Source organism: Desulfotomaculum sp. 1211_IL3151 (assembly GCF_036763075.1).
Classification (GTDB): domain Bacteria; phylum Bacillota; class Desulfotomaculia; order Desulfotomaculales; family Desulfotomaculaceae; genus Desulfotomaculum.
Genome location: NZ_JBAIYV010000047.1, coordinates 1 through 18,228, shown reverse-complemented (window position 1 = coordinate 18,228; position 18,228 = coordinate 1). Strand labels below are relative to the sequence as shown.

Sequence of the window (18,228 nt, the reverse complement as noted above, 5' to 3'; positions counted from 1 at the left end):
TCCTATGCGTGTGGCCGATGAATTTGATAAAAAACGTATTATTCAAGAATCTGTACCAGGCAAGCAAGTTACGTTGGCCCATATCATAGCTGCTCCTGTACAGGATCTATATGAACGCTTGGGTATTGAAGAGAAAGGCGCCGTTGGAATTTTGACCCTGACCCCCTGCGAGACAGCAATCATAGCGGCAGATATAGCCACCAAGACATCCGATGTAGAGATCGGCTTCCTAGACCGTTTTACAGGGTCTCTCGTTATATCCGGTGATGTTGCCAGTGTGGAAGCAGCGGTGATTGCCATAAATGACACCTTGGAAAAGCTGTTAAGCTTTACCCCGGCCAAGATTACCCGCACATGAAAAAACGAATCCTAGTAGTGGGGCCGACCCAAGCCGGCAAGAGCAGCCTCGTCAATGTTCTAAATGATTCCACCAAACCGTTGAAAAAGACCCAGGAAGTTTTTTATGGCAAAAATACCATTGATACACCTGGTTCCTATATAGAAAACCCTTCGATGTACAGGTACCTAATTGCCACAGCACAAACAGCATCCCATGTGTTGATGCTAATTGATCAATCCAGGCCCCTTGAAGTATATCCGCCGGGTTTTGCTAAATCCTTTACGTGCCCGGTCAGTGGCGTCATTACCAAGATTGATTTGGCACCGGAAAATGCCGAGCTATGTATTGAACAGTTAAAACGAATCGGTATTAGCCAACCTTTCTTCCGGATTTCAACAAAAGACAATCGAGGTATAAAAGACTTAAGGCACTATTTATTTGGAAAACAAGAAACTTTTTACAAATGATTTCTTCATATATATAGCTTTATCATTTTTACAAGCTAGCCAGGAAGCTGGTAACAGGACTTAAGGAAGGGGAGGTGAGGCAATGAAATTCATCACCGAAATGGAATTGCGGGATTTATATAAAACAGCACCCTTTACCACTTATGCTCTGGAACCAGATACGAAGATAACGCCAGGGGCCCGGCAATTTCTTGTGGACCGACGGGTCACTCTGGTACAGCCCCAGCCGATTGACAGTAAAGAAACAGACATGGACCAGTCTAACCAGAGACAAGAGAACTGGTGCATCCTGAGGCTGCGTAGGAAAATGGAATGCCTGGAATCTTTGTTTCTACTAATTGCTGCAGAGCTTTTACACTCTGGCGCCGCAGCCCTCTCAGAAGAAGTCCAAGCATTGGGCAAATGTTTTCGGAATATCAAAAGCGCTGAGAGGGAACAGTTAACCCCAGATAACATTCAGTTTTGGGGCTGGTCGGAAGAAGAAATTAGAAAAGGGTCCGCCGATCTGAAAATTGAAATCAGTGATTTTCACCTGGGATTGGAAAATGGCAAAGAGCTTACCCTGTTAAATCACTTACGGGCCTCACTTCGCGAGGTGGAACCAGCCATTTTAGAAGCCTATTGGGATGAGCATCAACAAGTTTGCTCACGGCAAGACCTAATCGATAAACTCTATCTGAGTGTTAATATACTTTGCATGATGATGTGGAAATGTCTGGGGGGACAAAAATGGAAACGGTAAACGCAGCTTTTCAATACTGCGATCAACTGGTGCGGGATTTTGAGGAAGTTATCAAGACACCCATACTGAATAAATCATCCGTTTATTACACAGGCATTGACTTGGGAACAGCCTATATTGTATTGGCAGTTTTAGATGAGAATTACCAGCCCGTTGCTGGGGCCTATCGCTTTGCCAGTGTGGTCAAAGATGGTATGGTGGTGGACTATATCGGTGCCATTCGGATCGTCAAAGAACTAAAACAAGAACTGGAACAGAAACTAGGTACCGAGCTGATTTATGCAGCTGCTGCCCTTCCCCCAGGAACCTTCGACCTTGACTCAGGTGCCATTAAGCATGTGGTACAAGGGGCTGGTTTTGAAATTACGAATTTGTTAGATGAGCCTACGGCAGCCAATGCGGTACTGAAGATTAAAGATGGTGCCATTGTAGATATAGGCGGCGGCACCACCGGGGTAGCCATTCTAAAAGATGGCAAGGTGACTTATGTTGCCGATGAACCCACAGGTGGCACGCATTTCTCACTGGTTATTTCCGGGGCCTATAAAATGGGCTTTGATGAGGCAGACCAATATAAGCGGGAGTTCAAAAACCATCGGGAGTTAATCCCGGTATTACGACCGGTCATTGAAAAAGTTTCTTCTATTATTAGTCGACATATAAGCCAGTACCCAGTGCAAGAAATCTATCTGGTAGGCGGAACCTGTTGCCTGGAAGGAATTGAAGCCATTATTGCCAAACAAACCGGCCTTCCTACGTATAAACCGCAAAACCCCATGTTTGTAACACCTTTGGGCATTGCACTGAACTGTACACAGGAAATCCTGTAGATAGGAGTGACCATGGCATGGAGTACCGCATGATAAAATCCCCATCTCGGGGGACCTTAGACATTCTCTTGCGACGCAAAGGTTCTGCTTCAACCACCCTCATCGAAAACTATGATGCCATCGGTTTGATTCAGGGGCGGCTGATTGATATGGTTTTTGCTGCAGATATTGCCGAAAAAGCCGCAGGGGTAGTGGTGGAGGATATTAAAGGCCATTGTCCGCAGAACCTGATTATGATTGCCATATTCGGAGATACTGCCTCGGTGGAGGCAGCCATGACAGAGATAAAATATAAGTTGAAAGAAGCAAAAACAGGTGGGGCCTTATGATCGCAGCAAAGGTAATTGATAATATTTGGGCAACCAGAAAAGCCGATTCGCTAAGAGGGCTGAAATTTATGTTGGTGGAAGTCATCGGTGGTACGGACGCCGGTCGTCTCCTCATAGCTGCGGACACCATCGGTGCCGGCTTTGGTGAGCGGGTTCTTGTCTGTACAGGCAGCTCGGCCCGCAAAATGCTGGATCGGGATGATATACCCATCGATGCCGTAATTGTAGGCATCATCGACGAGGACTGCATGTTTTAAGAAATCCGGAGGTGGGAAAGCTTGGATTTGCTGAACTTAATTAAGGATGCAGGGGTTATCGGGGCTGGAGGAGCTGGTTTTCCAACTCACGCCAAACTAACCTCTAAGGCCGAGTATATATTGCTTAATGGAGCTGAATGCGAACCACTTCTTAGGGTGGATCAGCAATTGATGGCACAGTTTCCCGATGAAATCATCAGAGGGCTAGAGGCTGTGGGAAGATACATTGAAGCGCGCAAAGCCATCATTGGAATCAAGGGTAAACACAAAGATGTCATCGCCCTCTTGCGAGAAAGAATTGCCTCTTTGGGTCTGACAGATTATATGGAAGTGATGGAACTACGGGACATGTATCCAGCAGGTGACGAACAGGTTCTCGTTCATGAATTAACGAAAAGAGTTGTCCCGGAAGCAGCCATTCCCTTAAAAGTGGGCTGTGTGGTCATCAATTCAGAAACAGCATTGAATATATTTCATGCCATGACCGGCAAACCTGTCACGGAAACCTATATTACAGTGGCTGGCGATATTCCCCGTCGTCTGACGCTGAAAGTACCCGTGGGAATAGCCATCCGGGATCTATTTAAACAATGCGGAGTAGAGAATTTGGATGAGTATGCCGTGATAGACGGTGGTCCGATGATGGGTTCTGTGATGGCCAGCGTAAATGGACAGGTAACGAAAAAAAGCAAAGGTTATGTGCTGCTCAAAAAAGAGCACTTCCTCATTCGCAAAAAGTCTGTGCGTATCGAACAAGCCAGGGTGATTAGCAAAACTGCCTGTGAACAATGCCGGATGTGTACCGATCTGTGTCCCCGTTATCTATTAGGACATAATATTCAGCCGCATAAACTCATGCGAGCCATTAACTATAACCTGGACATTAAAGATCAACAAATCGCGCAATTGTGTTGTGAATGCAATGCTTGCGAATTGTTTTCTTGTCCCGCCAATCTGCATCCCAAGTCGGTCAATATTTATTTTAAGAAAAAGTTGGCGGAGCAAGGCATTCGTTATCAGCCGATCCAGATGGAATTCGAACCACGGACAGCCAGAGAATACCGCCTGATCCCCAGCAAACGACTGATTGCCAAAATCGGTTTAACGGCTTTTGATAAACCAGCACCCTTGACCCAGGTGGATTTTCGACCGGAAACCATTGAGATTTCTTTAAGACAGCACATCGGGGCCCCTGCAATACCTGTTATAGCTGTGGGGGAACAGGTAAAAGCTGGTCAACTAATTGCAAAGGTTCCGGACAACAGTCTGGGAGCTGCGGTGCACGCCAGCCTCGATGGAATGGTTATCGAGAGTACGGGTAATTCTATCGTGATAAAGGTGGGTTCTTATGTATAGGGCTATAGGAATGATCGAACTTTCAAGTATTGCAAAGGGAATTTTCGCCACAGACTTGATGTTGAAAACTGCCTATGTAGAAGTAGTTAGTGCAACCTCTGTCTGTCCCGGAAAATATATTGCCATCATCCACGGTGATGTTGCCGCCGTAGAAAGCGCCATCAGCGTAGGGGAAGAAACAGCGGGGGAATATCTAATCGATAGCTTTATCCTCCCCAATGTTCATCCGGCGGTTTTTCCGGCCATTACGGCTACCACCATGCCAGATCAAACTGGAGCACTGGGCATTATGGAGTCCTTTTCCATGTCCTCCATGATTATTGCCGCCGATGCGGCACTAAAAGCTGCCGATATACAAGCTCTGGAACTTCGTTTGGGCAGAGGGCTTAGCGGTAAAGCCTACTTCACCTTTACCGGAGATGTTGCCGCTGTACAGGCAGCTATCGAAGCCGGAAAAGCCCTCATTGTAGAAAAAGGCCTATTGGTAGATGTAGAAGTAATCCCATCGCCATCCGGCAGATTGTGGGAATCGCTGTACTAACAATGGCTAAAAGCATTAGTCAGCGAAAGGAGGTGCTATCTTGAAAAAACTTGTCTGTGCAGATGCAGTAAAAGCAGCAGCAGAAAAGGGAGAAAAAGTGTTCTGTGTAGCGTGTAATACCATCATTACACCCGCAGCCAAGGATCTAGCCAAAGAACTGGGCGTGGAATTTACAGAAACTTCATCTGCTTCAGGAATGCACAGCTGTAATGATCGAAGCAAGAAAGACGGCCAGGATAAATCCATTGATAAAGATTTAATTGTTCAAATCGTAAAAGCGGTGTTAGCGAACAGCCTCGTGGCAAGTAACTTTACCACCTCTCCCGACCCGCCCTTTTTAGCAGAGGGTGACCCGAAAAGTGGACTTAAAATAGTGCGTGGCAGGTCGGTGAAATATGAGACCTTTGAAACGGGGGCTCCCGGCACCAACGTAGCTTACCGTGAAGTGATCAGCAAAGCGGATTCCCAAATGAGCGCAGGCTTTTTAACCATTGAGAAATCTAGCTTTGAGTGGGAATTGTGCTATGAAGAGATTGACATCATTCTCGAAGGAAGCCTATCCATTACAATGGATGGTGAGACTTATGAGGCCTATCAGGGGGATGTACTCTTCGTACCGAAAGGTTCCAAAGTAACCTGGGGTTCTTCAGGGTATGTCAAACTCTTCTACGTAACCTACCCGGCAAACTGGCCAGATTTGATGGCGCAACCATAGGGGGGTAAGCGATGCAGGCCCTTGGACTAATTGAGACAAGAGGACTCATTCCTGCTATTGAATGTGCCGATGTTATGCTCAAGACGGCACAAGTGGAACTTGTGGAGAGAACTTTTGTTGGCAGTGGATTGGTAACGATAACGGTAACCGGCGACGTGGGAGCGGTGAAAGCTGCAGTGGAAGCTGGAGCAACCGCGGTTGAAAGAATGAATTACCTGTCCCTGGTTTCTCAACACGTAATTCCCAGACCTCATCCTGATATCGAGAGCATTTTAGGGGGAAAAGCAAAAACGGCTGAGGAGCCGCCAATGCCTGAGCCACCACAGGATACACCGGGCTTGCCTCAGGGATCGGATCCAACAGCGGATCGTCAAGATCAATCGCTGAAGCATTTTAACAAAGAGGCTGTTGATGCGTTCGCAGAGGAATTTGGACTTGAAAAAACCATTACCGCCCTAAAATTGCTCTCCGTAGTAAAACTTCGGAATTTGGCAAGAGAATACAAAGGACTGGATATAGCAGGCAGAGCCATATCGAAAGCAAACAAAGACCTACTTATGGAGAAACTGACGGCACATTACCTAAAGAAATTAAATAAGTAGTTTTTGTGCAAATAAGTAGCTGGAGAGAGGGAGAGTAATTTGGAAACCTTTGATTATGATTTGCAATCGGTGCAAGAGACGAGAAACCTTGCCCGTCAAGCCAAACTGGCACAGGCTGAACTTGCAAAATTCAATAGCGAGCAGATTGAAAAAATTATTTGCAATATGGTGAAAGCAGCCGAGGAAAATGCAGTTTCTCTGGCAAAAATGGCAGTAGAAGAAACCGGCTTTGGTAAAGTAGAAGATAAGACTTTTAAAAACCAGTTTGCCTCCACCGAATTATATAAATTTATCAAACCCATGCGAACCATTGGTGTTATTAACGAAGATAAGGTCAACAAAGTGGTGGAAATCGCTGAGCCCGTAGGACTTTTAATGGGGATTATTCCATCAACCAACCCGACATCGACGGCTATCTATAAATCCATTATTGCCATTAAATCCCGTAACGGCATTGTTTTCTCACCGCATCCTTCAGCCCTGAAATGTACGGCCCAAGCAGCGAAGTTGATGCATGATGCGGCAGTGGCTGCCGGAGCACCTGCCCATATCATTGGTTGTATCACCAAGCCTTCTATGCCTGCAACCAATGAACTAATGCAATGTGCTGAAGTGGACATGATTATTGCCACAGGTGGTACAGCCATGGTCAAGGCTGCCTATAGTGCGGGCAAACCAGCACTGGGTGTAGGCCCGGGCAATGTTCCGGCCTATATTGAAAGAACTGCCAATGTGCAAAAAGCAGTCAAAAATATTATTACCAGTAAAACCTTTGACAATGGTACCATCTGTGCTTCCGAGCAAGCGGTAATCGTAGAGGAATGCCTGCGTGATCAGGTTATAGAAGAGTTCAGGCGTCAGGGTGGCTACTTTATGAGCCCGGAGGAAACTGAAAAGGTTGCGCAAAAATTGTTTGTTCGCGGCCATGCCATGAATGCCAAGTTTGTAGGACGTTCCGCAGCAGTTATCGCGGAAAGTGCCGGCATCACCATTCCCGCAGGAACGAAAGTTCTGTTGGGTGAACAAAAGGGTGTAGGAAAAGATTATCCCCTATCCTTTGAGAAATTGACTACGGTATTAGCCTTTTACACCGTAAAGAATTGGGAAGAAGCTTGCGATTTGTGCATCAAACTATTGAAAAATGGCGGTGTGGGTCATAGCCTTTCCATTCACACAGAAAACCCTGAAATGGCTATGAAATTTGCTGCCAAGCCCGTGTTTAGAATCTTAGTAAACACACCCTCCACCCATGGTGGTGTGGGTGTAAGTACTGGACTAGCTCCGGCTTTTACACTGGGTTGCGGTACCTGGGGAGGAAGTGCAACTTCCGATAATGTAACCCCCATGCACTTAATTAATAAAAAACGTGTGGCCTATGGAATCAAAGATTGCGCCGAAAATGCCAACACTTCCTATTCGGCCAGTGTGGCACAGGTTTTTGGCAATAGTGCCATCCGTGAAGATCAGATTATGGATGTCGTAAATGAAGTCATTGCGCTACTGAAAAAAAGAGGTGATAACTAAAGTGGGAAAGTACGACGCTTTAGCAGAGCTTCTGCTGGAAGCAATCCGAGAAGGGGGGTATTTAAAAAAGGAAGATAACGCCATACCCGTGGGAATATCCAACCGTCATATTCATCTTTCCCAAGCAGATTTAGAAATTCTGTTTGGTGCGGGATACCAATTGACTAAAACCAAGGAGCTTTCTCAACCGATGCAATTTGCCTGTAAGGAAACCGTGACTGTTTGCGGGCCCAAGGGTGCGATTGAAAAAGTTCGTATCCTCGGTCCAGTGAGAAAGGAAACACAGGTAGAAATACCGAAGGCAGATTGTTTCAAACTTGGTATTATTGCGCCAGTGAAAATGTCTGGGGATCTACAAGGAACGCCAGGAATCACTCTCATCGGTCCCAAAGGAAGCATATCTCTCACCAAAGGCGTTATGATTGCCCAAAGACATATTCATATGACCCTGGAAGATGCCAAACGTTTTGGTGTAACCGATGGAGAACAGGTAACCATTGAAGTAGGTGGACTCCGTGGAGGAACACTATCAAATGTAGCCATTAGAGCCAATAATAGCTCGGCCCTTGAATGTCATATCGACACAGATGAAGCAAATGCTCTTGATCTCGGACCAAACTCAACCATAAAAATCATAAAATAAAATTTTAGGAGGAAACAAAAATGAGTAAATCTGAAGCTTTAGGATTAATTGAAACCAAAGGTCTAGTAGGTGCAATTGAAGCGGCTGATGCCATGGTTAAAGCCGCCAATGTTTCTTTGATTGGCCGCGAATTCGTTGGTGGTGGTCTGGTAACCATTATGGTAAGAGGCGATGTTGGTGCTGTAAAAGCTGCTACCGATGCTGGTGCTGCTGCTGCTCAGCGTGTTGGCGAACTAATCTCCGTTCACGTTATTCCCCGCCCACATGGCGATGTAGAATTAATTCTCCCTGCCGTAAAGAAAGAAGCATAATAGCGATTCGTTAGGAAATACTTAAGGGGCTGTCTCAATAAAAATGAGGCGGCCCTTTTAGTATTTGTCATACTATCAGGAAGTATAAGATTTTAAGGATGATAGTATAAGAAAAGCTAAGGCCCACGCTATAGGCTGGCGTGAGCCAAGCTTTTCTAATTAACCTAACCATGGATAATTGCCAAAGGCCAAGGGAAAGTGTGATCCTATTTACATTTTCATAGGGGTATTGTATGATGGACATGTCAAAAATCGTCTTTATTCGACATATTGATAGATAAATTGGAATGGGGAAAGCATGGACAATCATCGCAAAACACTAAAAAACCTGATAGATCCAACTATCTATTCTCGCTATAGTGGTCTTTTATCTCTATCGAATATTTCCTTGCAACTGATCGATACCGATGGTGATATTTTGCTTGAGTTCAATCCATCTCCAGATTTTTGTAAGCTTATCTGTCAGAATAATGAAACGCGGGTATGTTCAGATTACCTTTCTAAACTAAAACCAGGTCAAAGAGACCGATTTGCCTGTGGGTACGGACTAACCAATATTCTTTTGCCAGTGGAAATTAACGGCGAAACCCTAGGCTATATCACTGGAGCTCAGGTTTATTTACCCGACAGTGAATATCAGAAATATTTAATTAACATCATGGCGATGGCCAAGGATAAAAAACTGGAACCTGAATTTATTGCTAAAGCCATTGCAGCCATCAAAACCGTCGAAGAAAATAAGGTTGATGTTCATGAACAACTATGCAACCATATAGCCAAAAATATCTCCTACGACTTTTCTCAGAGCGTCCATAGTACGGATAAGGCCATAGCAAGATTGTCTATCGAAAAAGAAATGCTGGAAAAAAAGATCATTGATCTCGAAGCAAAAAATATGTCCTTGGTAATTAACCCGCATTTCCTATTTAATACCTTGAACTCGATCGCTCGTATCGCATATTTTGAAAAGTCCCATACAACGGAAGAACTTATTTATTGCCTTTCTGATTTATTGAGGTACAACCTAAAGCAAGATGATGAGTTACACACCATCGGGGCTGAGATGGATAACATCGAAAAGTATCTTTATATTCAGAAGGTAAGGTTTAAAAATCGTCTGGAATACGAGATCGATATTGCAGACGATATTAAACACCATAGAATACCCAATATGGTTATCCAACCCATTGTCGAGAATGCTATTATCCATGGCATTTCTACTAAAAGGGATGCGGGTAAGATAAAAATCTATGCAGAAAAATATAAAGATCATATCAATATTTACGTCTCAGATAATGGCAATGGTTTTCCTAAAGAAGTGTTACAAGGGCTGCAACAATCGCAAAGTAAACTGGGAATCGGTTTTCGCAGTTCGGACAGTCGGTTGAAACGATATTTCGGGGAAGCTTACGGCTTAAAAATTGCCAAATCGGATTATAGTGGAAGCACCGTCACCATCCCAATCCCTACCAAACCCAATGCGAGGCGATCGTAATGACCGTAGTTTTAATTGTAGAAGATGAATTGCTGGAATTGGAATTTTTAAAATCGATTGTGTCTGAAGAACTTTTGGCTGACGATCAGGTATTCACTTGTCAAAGTGGCATTCAGGCTGTCAAATTAGCTAAACAGCATCGACCAGATATCATTGTGATGGATATACACATTGCTGAAATGGATGGCTTAAATACGCTTCAGGAGATTAGGAAATTCCTCCCCCGGGCAGCTGTTGTGATCTTATCGGCCTATTCTGACTTTTTCTATGCACAAACAGCCATTCGTCTCCGCGTTCAGGAATACTTGTTAAAACCTGTTAAGCCGTCTGTGTTTAGACAGATATTTCAGGAACTGTTGACTACTGTAGCTACAGGCCAGGAACAGGCAGACGAAGAAATGATGGACCCAGATACCGAGAGCAACCAAAGAGACTTTATTGAAAAAGCACGAAAATATATTCACGATAACTTTAGACAAAAGTTAACTTTGCAAGATGTTTCGTCCTATGCATTTTTAAATCCACAATATTTCAGTCGCATCTTTAGAAAAGAGGTTGGGGTTAGCTATACAGATTATGTAAATAAGTTAAGAATTGAGTATGCCTGTAAGTTATTAGAAACAACAAGCTATCCCGCCTATCGTATTTCCAGTGAATGCGGTTTTACAGACCCCTCCTATTTTAATCGTGTCTTTGTACAGCAAATGAATATGACCCCTAAGGCTTATCGAAGAAAACATCTGTGTGACAGTGCGGATAACGGCAGCAACCGCTAAAATAGATAGCCACCGTAGGATCGATTCCGTCCCGTGCCGAAGGACAGTCTCCTTTGTTATAAACTGTAAGAAGCGATAAAAGTTTCAATCATGCTATAATTAATTAACGAAGGAGTGAGGCCGATGGACAATATAATTGAACTCTTGGATAATCAGGGACCCTTAACCGGAAAACAATTGCTTGAAAAAACCAAGATGGACGAATTCTCTGCTTGGAAAATTTGTAATAGCAGCAAAAGAGTGGTTACAAAAATAATAGGAACGAGGTACCTAAGACTTGATCGGCAGGTTGAAGGATATGCCAGGCTGTCACCTTCTATCATAAGAGAGTTTCATGGTTACACGGTAATTGGAACGGAAAAAAATATTAATGAAACACGAATAAAGGCTGAATTGCTCCGTCAAGAGATCATAGAAATAAGCAAAAAGAAATTTGAATTGGCACAAGAGGTAATAACAAAAATTGTTGAATCCCAAGAAGCTTCCCATAGTATAAAAGCAGGTGCATGTTTTATTATTGCGGGTGATGTGGCCTACGAAATGTCACACCTAGAGCCCAGACCGGAAGCATCTACTGGTGAGCTGGTTAAGGGTTCTGACCTTGATATCGTTGTGGTGAGCCAAGGCTTACCAGATAGTACGATTAAGGCACTGGATCAGGCTATTTACATTCACAAGAATTTCCTTCTGAAAAATCCCAGCTACAATGAAGAGATTGATTATATTATAAAAGATATTTCAAAGGTAAAGGATCAACTGAAATTTGATAGCTTTGAAGCCATGGTTGCCTCAAAAATTCTTCATGAAGGTAAATTTCTTTATGGTAATTTCGATATTTTCAAACGGGTTAAGGAAATGCTCATAGAGGAAGGGATACCTGAAAAAATAAAAACCTTAGAAGAAGAAGCCCAAATGAATAGAAATAATGCCAGAACGTATTTACTAGCATATGAAGGTCAACTAACGGATGAAGAAAATATGAAACTGTTTTATACAAAGGAAGAAAAAGAGGAATTCTTTTAATAAAGGTACAAAAAACTCGTCAATTGACGAGTTTTTTTAATAGGGTATGCTTGACTAGCAAAAACCATAATCTTGTTTCAATTTTTCTATATGCATATAGTGATCAAGACCATTTAGTTTGGAAGCAGCATCCTGATCAAGCACTACCGTAATTCCTCCGCTGTGCAGTTGTATTGCTGAAGCGGTGATTTGGGATGTGATAGGGCCTTCCAGGCATTTTGCAACTACAGCAGCCTTCTTTACTCCATTTGCAATCATGAGGATATTTTTAGCTTCCAAAATAGTTCCAATTCCCATGGTAATGGCAAAATGCGGCATATGGGCTCGTTCTATTCCGGCTTTTTGATAGAAACTCTCATAATTGTCATCTAGGGTTTGTTGGGTTAAAGCCTGAATTCTTGTTCTAGATGCCAGTGATGAGCCAGGTTCGTTGAAGGCCCAATGGCCATCACCACCTATACCTAGAAGCTGCAAATCAATGCCACCCGCTTTTTTAATTGCCTCTTCATACCATATGCAAAATTTTTCAGGTTCCTTTGTCAATCCATCTGGAATATGAATATTTTCTTTTTTAATATTGATATGCTTTAAAAGTTCCTCGTGCATAAATCTTGCATAGCTCTGATCCAGATTATAGGGCTTAGCCAGATCGATTCCTGTTCCGTAATATTCATCAAGATTAAAAGTTTTAACTTGTGAAAAGTCGAGTCCTTCTTCTTTGTGCATCCTGGCAAGTTCCTGGTAGGTGCCGATGGGTGTGCTTCCCGTTGCTAGCCCAAGTACGCAATCAGGCTTAGATTTTACTAAGCGGGCAATTATTTTAGCTGCACATTTGCTCATTTCATTGTAACTATCTCTTACAATAATATCCATTTATTTTGACTCCTCTACAAAGCTTTCCGTGGTTCAATTATTATTATATATTCTCTTTTTTATATTTTCACCAATAATTTAGTCCGAATAAGAAAAATTTAATTTAAATAAGTTAACCAGGCGTCTAAGCCTGGTATTTATGTTATAAATTTGATTTTTTGGCATATTGCCTGATGAATTTTGGCAAACTAAGGGACAAGTTTATACTACGAATCTAGTAGATTATGGAGGTTTATCGATGGATAAAGAACATGGTCCGTACAGTAAGGATATTAATGAAACCAGTAAAAATGAGCAGATGAATTATTTCAGAATGGACAACAATGGCAAAACTCTGACAACCAATCAGGCGTTACCTTTATCCAACACAGATGATTCGTTAAAGGCTGGTTCCCGTGGTCCAACTTTACTTGAAGACTTTCACTTTAGGGAAAAAATTACCCACTTTGACCACGAGCGAATTCCAGAAAGGGTTGTTCATGCCCGGGGCTTTGGTGTCCACGGCTACTTTCAAGTCTATGAACCGATGACGGAGTTCACGAAAGCAAAATTTCTACAAGACCCTGCGAAAAAAACACCCGTATTTGTTCGTTTCTCCACGGTTGTAGGTTCTCGTGGTTCGGCTGATACGGTGCGGGATGTACGCGGATTTGCTACCAAATTTTATACCGAAGATGGAAATTATGATTTAGTTGCTAACAATATGCCGGTCTTCTTTATCCAAGATGCCATTAAGTTTCCCGATGTGGTTCATGCCATTAAACCTGAACCACACAATGAAATACCTCAGGCTACGGCTGCCCATGATACATTTTGGGATTTTGTAGTGAACACCCCTGAAACGGCACATATGATTATGTGGCTGCTATCGGACAGAGCGATTCCCCGCAGCTATAGAATGATGGAAGGCTTTGGGGTTAACACCTTTCGGTTTGTTAATGCACAGGGAAAGGCACGTTTTGTTAAGTTCCATTGGAAGCCATTACTTGGTGTACATTCTCTTGTTTGGGATGAAGCTCAAAAACTTTCCGGAAAAGACCCGGACTACCACCGAAGGGATATCTGGGATGCTATTAATATGGGTGAATTCCCTGAGTATGAGTTAGGTGTCCAGATGATGGATGAAGCAGATGAATTTAAATTTGACTTTGACATTCTAGACCCCACAAAAATATGGCCCGAAGAGCTCATTCCCGTTAAAAAGATAGGGAAGATGACACTAAGCCGCAACACAGATAACTTTTTTGCCGAAACGGAGCAGGTGGCTTTTCATCCTGGACACATCGTGCCTGGCATTGATTTTAGTAACGATCCTTTATTACAGGGACGTCTATTTTCATATCTGGACACCCAGCTGATCAGGCTAGGCGGACCAAATTTCCATGAAATCCCGGTTAACCGTCCGGTTGCTCCTGTACATAACAACCAACGTGATGGTTATCATCGAATGACCATCGACCGTGGCAGGGTAAGTTATTACCCAAATTCACTTCAGGCCAATACACCTGCCCCAGATCCTAAGAACGGATATGTACACTATCATGAGAAGGTCGAAGGCCAAAAAATTCGAGAACGTAGTGAAAGCTTCCGGGACCACTTCCGTCAGGCAACTCTCTTTTGGAACAGCATGTCTCCCCCGGAAAAGCAGCACATTATCGATGCTTTCCATTTTGAGGTTGGTAGTGTAAAGGATAAACAAATAAAACAGCGGGTGGTTGACATGTTTAATAACGTAGATGGTCAACTTGCAGCCCAAATTGCAGTAGGAATTGGTGCTAACCCACCGGCAAAGCCTGGTGGAACCGGGGTTACCGCAACATCGCCAGCGGTAAGCCAGGCGAATACCATTAAAAGTGCCAGGACAAGAAAAGTTGCTATCCTAGCGGAAAACGGATTTAATTTTCCGGAAATAACCCAGGTAACAAAAGCCTTAACGGGAGCCGGAGTACAATATGAGATCATCAGTAAGAACCTTGGCATGATCACCGGTGTAGACGGCAAACAGTTAGAGGTTAATAAAAACTTCGTAACATCCGGTTCAATTATGTACGATGCGGTGTATGTTACGGGCGGGCGTCAAAGTGTTGATAGCCTGCTGAAACAAGGAGACGCCCTCCATTTTATCAACGAGGCCTTTAAACATGCCAAGGCCATTGGGGCTACGAATGAAGGAGTAGACCTACTCTCTGCCTCACAAATCCAGGGTGTGCCTACTGCTGGTGCTGATACCAGTGCCCAATTAGTAAATGAAATGGGAGTCGTAACAATTAAAAATGCGGCAGACATGGGGCATTTTAGCCAAAAATTTATTGAGGCAATTTCACAGCACCGACATTGGATACGTCAAAGTCAAAAAGGCTTTGTGCCTGCTTAATTCTTCTTAGAAGAATCAAATTAGAATAAATCCTTTCCCTGAAGCTGTGCAGATGCAGATTTGCACAGCTTTTTTCTGCAAAATCCTGCCAAGGAATATTTATTGGAATTACCGAGAAGATCATGCTAATATAAACTGAATTGACAATGATTCTGTAAGCTATTCATGGGCATAAACTGTGTTCCTAACTGTATGATTTTATAAGAGCCCTTTAGTCTCTAGAGGTATTTGGGTACTACATGGAAAGGATTAAAGGAATGGCATTTCTAAAAGAAGTTCGTTTTGATTGGAGTAAAGTCAAGAATAGAGAGAGATATCCCTTTAACATTCCTGCATTCAATGACATCCAAAGCCTTTGCATGGATCGGAATGTAGTGTTTTTAGTGGGTGAAAACGGAACGGGCAAATCAACTCTACTTGAGGCTATAGCAAATGCATGCGATTTTTCTACCATTAGCGGAGGGAGAAACCACCTATTAGTAGATAGTAGGGGAGATTTTTCTCTATCGGATATCATCGCTCTTTCTTGGTTTCCTAAAGTGGAGAAGGGCTTCTTCCTGCGATCTGAAAGCTTTTTTAATTTTGCTAACTATTTGGATGATTTAGCAGAGGAGTTTGGCGGTAACGTATATGCCCCTTATGGCGGAAAATCACTTCATCAGCAATCCCATGGAGAGTCCTTTCTGTCTTTATTCAATAACCACTTTCAAAGGAAAGGGATCTACCTGCTGGATGAGCCAGAGGGAGCCCTGTCTCCTCAAAGGCAATTAGCGTTTCTGAGGATTATCTGGGAGTTAGAAAGCGCAGGAAAAGCCCAGTTTATTATTGCTACTCATTCCCCCATCTTATTGTCATATCCTAACAGTATGATCTATTGCTTTGATGAAGAAGGTCTAAAGCAAAAGACCTATCAGGAAACCGAACACTATCAACTAACCAAGGATTTTCTAAATAATACGGAATTGTTTCTTAACAAACTGCTAAGGTGAGATGGATTGAAATTAGTAATAACCCCGCCCTGTTCGTTGCTAGAACAGGGCGGGGTTTGCTTTTATGCAAATCCCGAACACGGGTTGAAATTTCCATAGACGATCATCTTTTGCACACACGGGCGGGGGCATATCTAATAGAATGAAGCTCAACTGAAAAAGTACCTTGACAGACATAGTAGTATTTCATAAAATGTAATTGAGGAGGTGAATTTATGGCCACCACAATATCAACAGACTTAATCCGCGGCAACACCGATACCATCATTCTAAATATACTTCGCCAGGGTGATAGCTACGGTTATGAAATCTACAAAAAGATTATTGCATTAAGCAATCATCAATATGAATTAAAAGAAGCAACTTTGTATACCGCTTTTCGTCGCTTAGAACAAGAGGATTGCATCCTATCCTACTGGGGTGATGAAACCCAGGGTGGCAGAAGAAAATATTACCGGATTAGTGATAAAGGGAAGGAACGTTATGAACAAAATAAAAAGGATTGGGATTTTGCCAAGGAAGTCTTAGATAAATTAATAAAAGGGGGGTTGGCGGATGTCAATTATTAAAAACACCATTGATCAAAGGCTACAAGCATATATTGACAATTTGTTTTCTGGGGTTGGGGCAAGCCAACAGTTATTTGATTTAAAGGAAGAACTTACTACCAATATCAAAGAAAAAATTTCGGATTATAAAGCTCAGGGCATGACGGATGATCAGGCATTCAAAGAAGCAATCATTTCAATGGGGGATTTGAGTGGGTTAGTAGATGATATGCGCAAACTTGGGCAGGATTCAGCAAAGCAAACGGTTTATACAACCATGACCTCACGGGTTTCTACCGCAGGCATAATTGCCGGGGTATTGCTGGTTTTGTTTGGCATATTCACTTCCACGATGTTATATTTCATGAATTTGCCCAGAGAAAGTGTTACCGGTACAGGAATATTCATTGTGGCTGGCGGAGCATTACTGACTTACAGTGTACTGACAAGGGAAACCAGAAAAAGATATGGTATGAATAAAATCCGGGCTGCACTTTATGCCCTAGCCATCGGGTTAATTCTTTTTAGCATATTTACAGCAACCGTCACCACCTCGGCTACGGGTGAAGTTTATATAGGAATCGCTTCATTAATGGTATTTTTCTTATCGGGTATGGGTTTGCTTCTTTTCCTGCTGCTTACGGGAACCATAAGTCGTAAGAAATTAATATAGTTTGTACAAACAGCCTATGAGGGACCACGATCGAGGCAATTGATAATAGAAGGGGGTAAACGGGTGAATATTATTTTGGTAATTACAATCATACTTCTAATTGCAATGCTAGTGGCCATTAGTAAATTTAGAACGGAAAAATTAAGTGTAAAGCAAAAGAATTGGTGGCTCATTGCACATGTCCTGTTTGTTATTATTTATTTCAGCGGTCTCTTTGGCACACTCTTGCTCACAAGTATTGCAACGACAATCATCCACGATAGAGAACTGATATACGCAGCCCATTTATTTAGCAAATATTGTGATTGGTTTCTGATCATTCCTGGGGCCTTTGGGAGTCTAATTACGGGAGTTTGGCTTTCCCTGCGTACTCAGTGGGGGCTTATCAAATACAATTGGATAATCGTGAAAACCCTTGGCAATATTGGTGCCATCCTTTATGGTGCTACATTGATGCGCATTTGGTTTGACCAAACAGTTGACCTTAGTTCCAGCGGTCAGATGAATCCTCTGCAAAATCCAGCGTACCTGCATAGTCGTGAGTTGTTAATCATTGGCACGATAATATCCCTAGGCATTTTAATTTCCTTAGTAGTTATCTCCTACTTTAAGCCCTTTGGAAAAAGAAAGAACCATTTTGCAGCGAATCAAAATATCATAAAATAAAGACAAGGAATAGGCCCCTTGTCTTTATTTGTGCGACAGGCAGTCGCACCTGTCCCGTTAATAGTACGGGGCAAACTCATGTTATAAAGACAGCGGCTACGATACAGCAGTAAAAACGGGCCGGGAGTCTGGAAGCAGGAGGGTTCTCGGAGGT

22 protein-coding genes are annotated in these 18,228 nt (G+C 42.9%); 21 read left to right on the top strand and 1 reads right to left on the bottom strand.

Annotated features, from left to right (window positions below):
- The first annotated feature begins 4 nt into the window (after window positions 1-4).
- The 16 genes from V6C11_RS13290 to V6C11_RS13215 all read left to right on the top strand — a co-directional run bounded on the left by V6C11_RS13290 (window position 5) and on the right by V6C11_RS13215 (window position 11,951).
- Entirely contained in the window at window positions 5-358 is a 354-nt protein-coding gene (locus tag V6C11_RS13290; RefSeq protein ID WP_333531677.1) for a BMC domain-containing protein, read from the top strand.
- The gene (locus tag V6C11_RS13285) at window positions 355-807 is read left to right on the top strand and encodes a EutP/PduV family microcompartment system protein (protein ID WP_333531676.1); all 453 of its coding nucleotides are present in this window, start codon (window positions 355-357) and stop codon (window positions 805-807) included. The genes V6C11_RS13290 and V6C11_RS13285 overlap by 4 nt, the downstream gene beginning before the upstream one ends.
- Before the next feature lie 82 nt (window positions 808-889).
- Window positions 890-1,549, top strand: a complete 660-nt coding sequence (locus V6C11_RS13280; protein ID WP_333531675.1) for a cobalamin adenosyltransferase — start codon at window positions 890-892, stop codon at window positions 1,547-1,549.
- Window positions 1,537-2,379, top strand: coding sequence for an ethanolamine utilization protein EutJ (gene eutJ / locus V6C11_RS13275; protein ID WP_333531674.1), 843 nt, complete (start codon window positions 1,537-1,539; stop codon window positions 2,377-2,379). The genes V6C11_RS13280 and eutJ overlap by 13 nt, the downstream gene beginning before the upstream one ends.
- A 17-nt stretch (window positions 2,380-2,396) precedes the next feature.
- Window positions 2,397-2,708 (top strand): BMC domain-containing protein, encoded by a 312-nt coding sequence (locus tag V6C11_RS13270; RefSeq protein ID WP_333531673.1) that lies wholly within the window; start codon window positions 2,397-2,399, stop codon window positions 2,706-2,708.
- Window positions 2,705-2,965, top strand: coding sequence for a EutN/CcmL family microcompartment protein (locus V6C11_RS13265; protein ID WP_333531672.1), 261 nt, complete (start codon window positions 2,705-2,707; stop codon window positions 2,963-2,965). Before V6C11_RS13270 ends, V6C11_RS13265 begins: the two co-directional genes overlap by 4 nt.
- A 21-nt stretch (window positions 2,966-2,986) precedes the next feature.
- Window positions 2,987-4,321, top strand: a complete 1,335-nt coding sequence (locus tag V6C11_RS13260; RefSeq protein ID WP_333531671.1) for a 4Fe-4S dicluster domain-containing protein — start codon at window positions 2,987-2,989, stop codon at window positions 4,319-4,321.
- A complete protein-coding gene (locus V6C11_RS13255) occupies window positions 4,314-4,862 on the top strand; it encodes a BMC domain-containing protein (RefSeq protein WP_333531670.1) in 549 nt (182 codons plus the stop codon). Before V6C11_RS13260 ends, V6C11_RS13255 begins: the two co-directional genes overlap by 8 nt.
- A gap of 40 nt (window positions 4,863-4,902) precedes the next feature.
- Window positions 4,903-5,577 (top strand): cupin domain-containing protein, encoded by a 675-nt coding sequence (locus tag V6C11_RS13250; protein ID WP_333531669.1) that lies wholly within the window; start codon window positions 4,903-4,905, stop codon window positions 5,575-5,577.
- A gap of 11 nt (window positions 5,578-5,588) precedes the next feature.
- Window positions 5,589-6,179, top strand: coding sequence for a BMC domain-containing protein (locus tag V6C11_RS13245; protein WP_333531668.1), 591 nt, complete (start codon window positions 5,589-5,591; stop codon window positions 6,177-6,179).
- 39 nt (window positions 6,180-6,218) lie between these two features.
- On the top strand, window positions 6,219-7,703 hold the full coding sequence (locus tag V6C11_RS13240; RefSeq protein WP_333531667.1) for an acetaldehyde dehydrogenase (acetylating): 1,485 nt from the start codon (window positions 6,219-6,221) through the stop codon (window positions 7,701-7,703).
- A 1-nt stretch (window position 7,704) separates the two neighbouring features.
- Entirely contained in the window at window positions 7,705-8,346 is a 642-nt protein-coding gene (locus tag V6C11_RS13235) for a phosphate propanoyltransferase (protein WP_333531666.1), read from the top strand.
- Between the two features lie 20 nt (window positions 8,347-8,366).
- The gene (gene eutM, locus V6C11_RS13230) at window positions 8,367-8,657 is read left to right on the top strand and encodes an ethanolamine utilization microcompartment protein EutM (protein WP_333531665.1); all 291 of its coding nucleotides are present in this window, start codon (window positions 8,367-8,369) and stop codon (window positions 8,655-8,657) included.
- A gap of 298 nt (window positions 8,658-8,955) precedes the next feature.
- Window positions 8,956-10,152 (top strand): histidine kinase, encoded by a 1,197-nt coding sequence (locus V6C11_RS13225; RefSeq protein ID WP_333531664.1) that lies wholly within the window; start codon window positions 8,956-8,958, stop codon window positions 10,150-10,152.
- Complete coding sequence (locus tag V6C11_RS13220) at window positions 10,152-10,928, top strand: response regulator transcription factor (RefSeq protein WP_333531663.1); 777 nt, start codon at window positions 10,152-10,154, stop codon at window positions 10,926-10,928. The genes V6C11_RS13225 and V6C11_RS13220 overlap by 1 nt, the downstream gene beginning before the upstream one ends.
- 123 nt (window positions 10,929-11,051) lie before the next feature.
- Window positions 11,052-11,951 (top strand): hypothetical protein, encoded by a 900-nt coding sequence (locus V6C11_RS13215; protein WP_333531662.1) that lies wholly within the window; start codon window positions 11,052-11,054, stop codon window positions 11,949-11,951.
- A gap of 54 nt (window positions 11,952-12,005) precedes the next feature.
- Here the strand turns inward: V6C11_RS13215 and nagB are convergent, their stop codons facing one another.
- A complete protein-coding gene (gene nagB, locus V6C11_RS13210; RefSeq protein WP_333531661.1) occupies window positions 12,006-12,824 on the bottom strand; it encodes a glucosamine-6-phosphate deaminase in 819 nt (272 codons plus the stop codon).
- A gap of 238 nt (window positions 12,825-13,062) precedes the next feature.
- Between nagB and V6C11_RS13205 the strand changes: the two genes are divergently transcribed.
- The 5 genes from V6C11_RS13205 (at window position 13,063) to V6C11_RS13185 (ending at window position 18,074) form a co-directional block, all read left to right on the top strand.
- Entirely contained in the window at window positions 13,063-15,198 is a 2,136-nt protein-coding gene (locus V6C11_RS13205; RefSeq protein WP_333531660.1) for a catalase, read from the top strand.
- 239 nt (window positions 15,199-15,437) lie between these two features.
- Entirely contained in the window at window positions 15,438-16,187 is a 750-nt protein-coding gene (locus V6C11_RS13200; protein WP_333531659.1) for an AAA family ATPase, read from the top strand.
- 215 nt (window positions 16,188-16,402) lie between these two features.
- Window positions 16,403-16,756 (top strand): PadR family transcriptional regulator, encoded by a 354-nt coding sequence (locus V6C11_RS13195; protein WP_333531658.1) that lies wholly within the window; start codon window positions 16,403-16,405, stop codon window positions 16,754-16,756.
- Window positions 16,743-17,408, top strand: coding sequence for a permease prefix domain 1-containing protein (locus tag V6C11_RS13190; protein WP_333531657.1), 666 nt, complete (start codon window positions 16,743-16,745; stop codon window positions 17,406-17,408). Before V6C11_RS13195 ends, V6C11_RS13190 begins: the two co-directional genes overlap by 14 nt.
- Before the next feature lie 63 nt (window positions 17,409-17,471).
- Complete coding sequence (locus V6C11_RS13185; protein ID WP_333531656.1) at window positions 17,472-18,074, top strand: DUF2269 domain-containing protein; 603 nt, start codon at window positions 17,472-17,474, stop codon at window positions 18,072-18,074.
- Window positions 18,075-18,228: the final 154 nt, after the last annotated feature.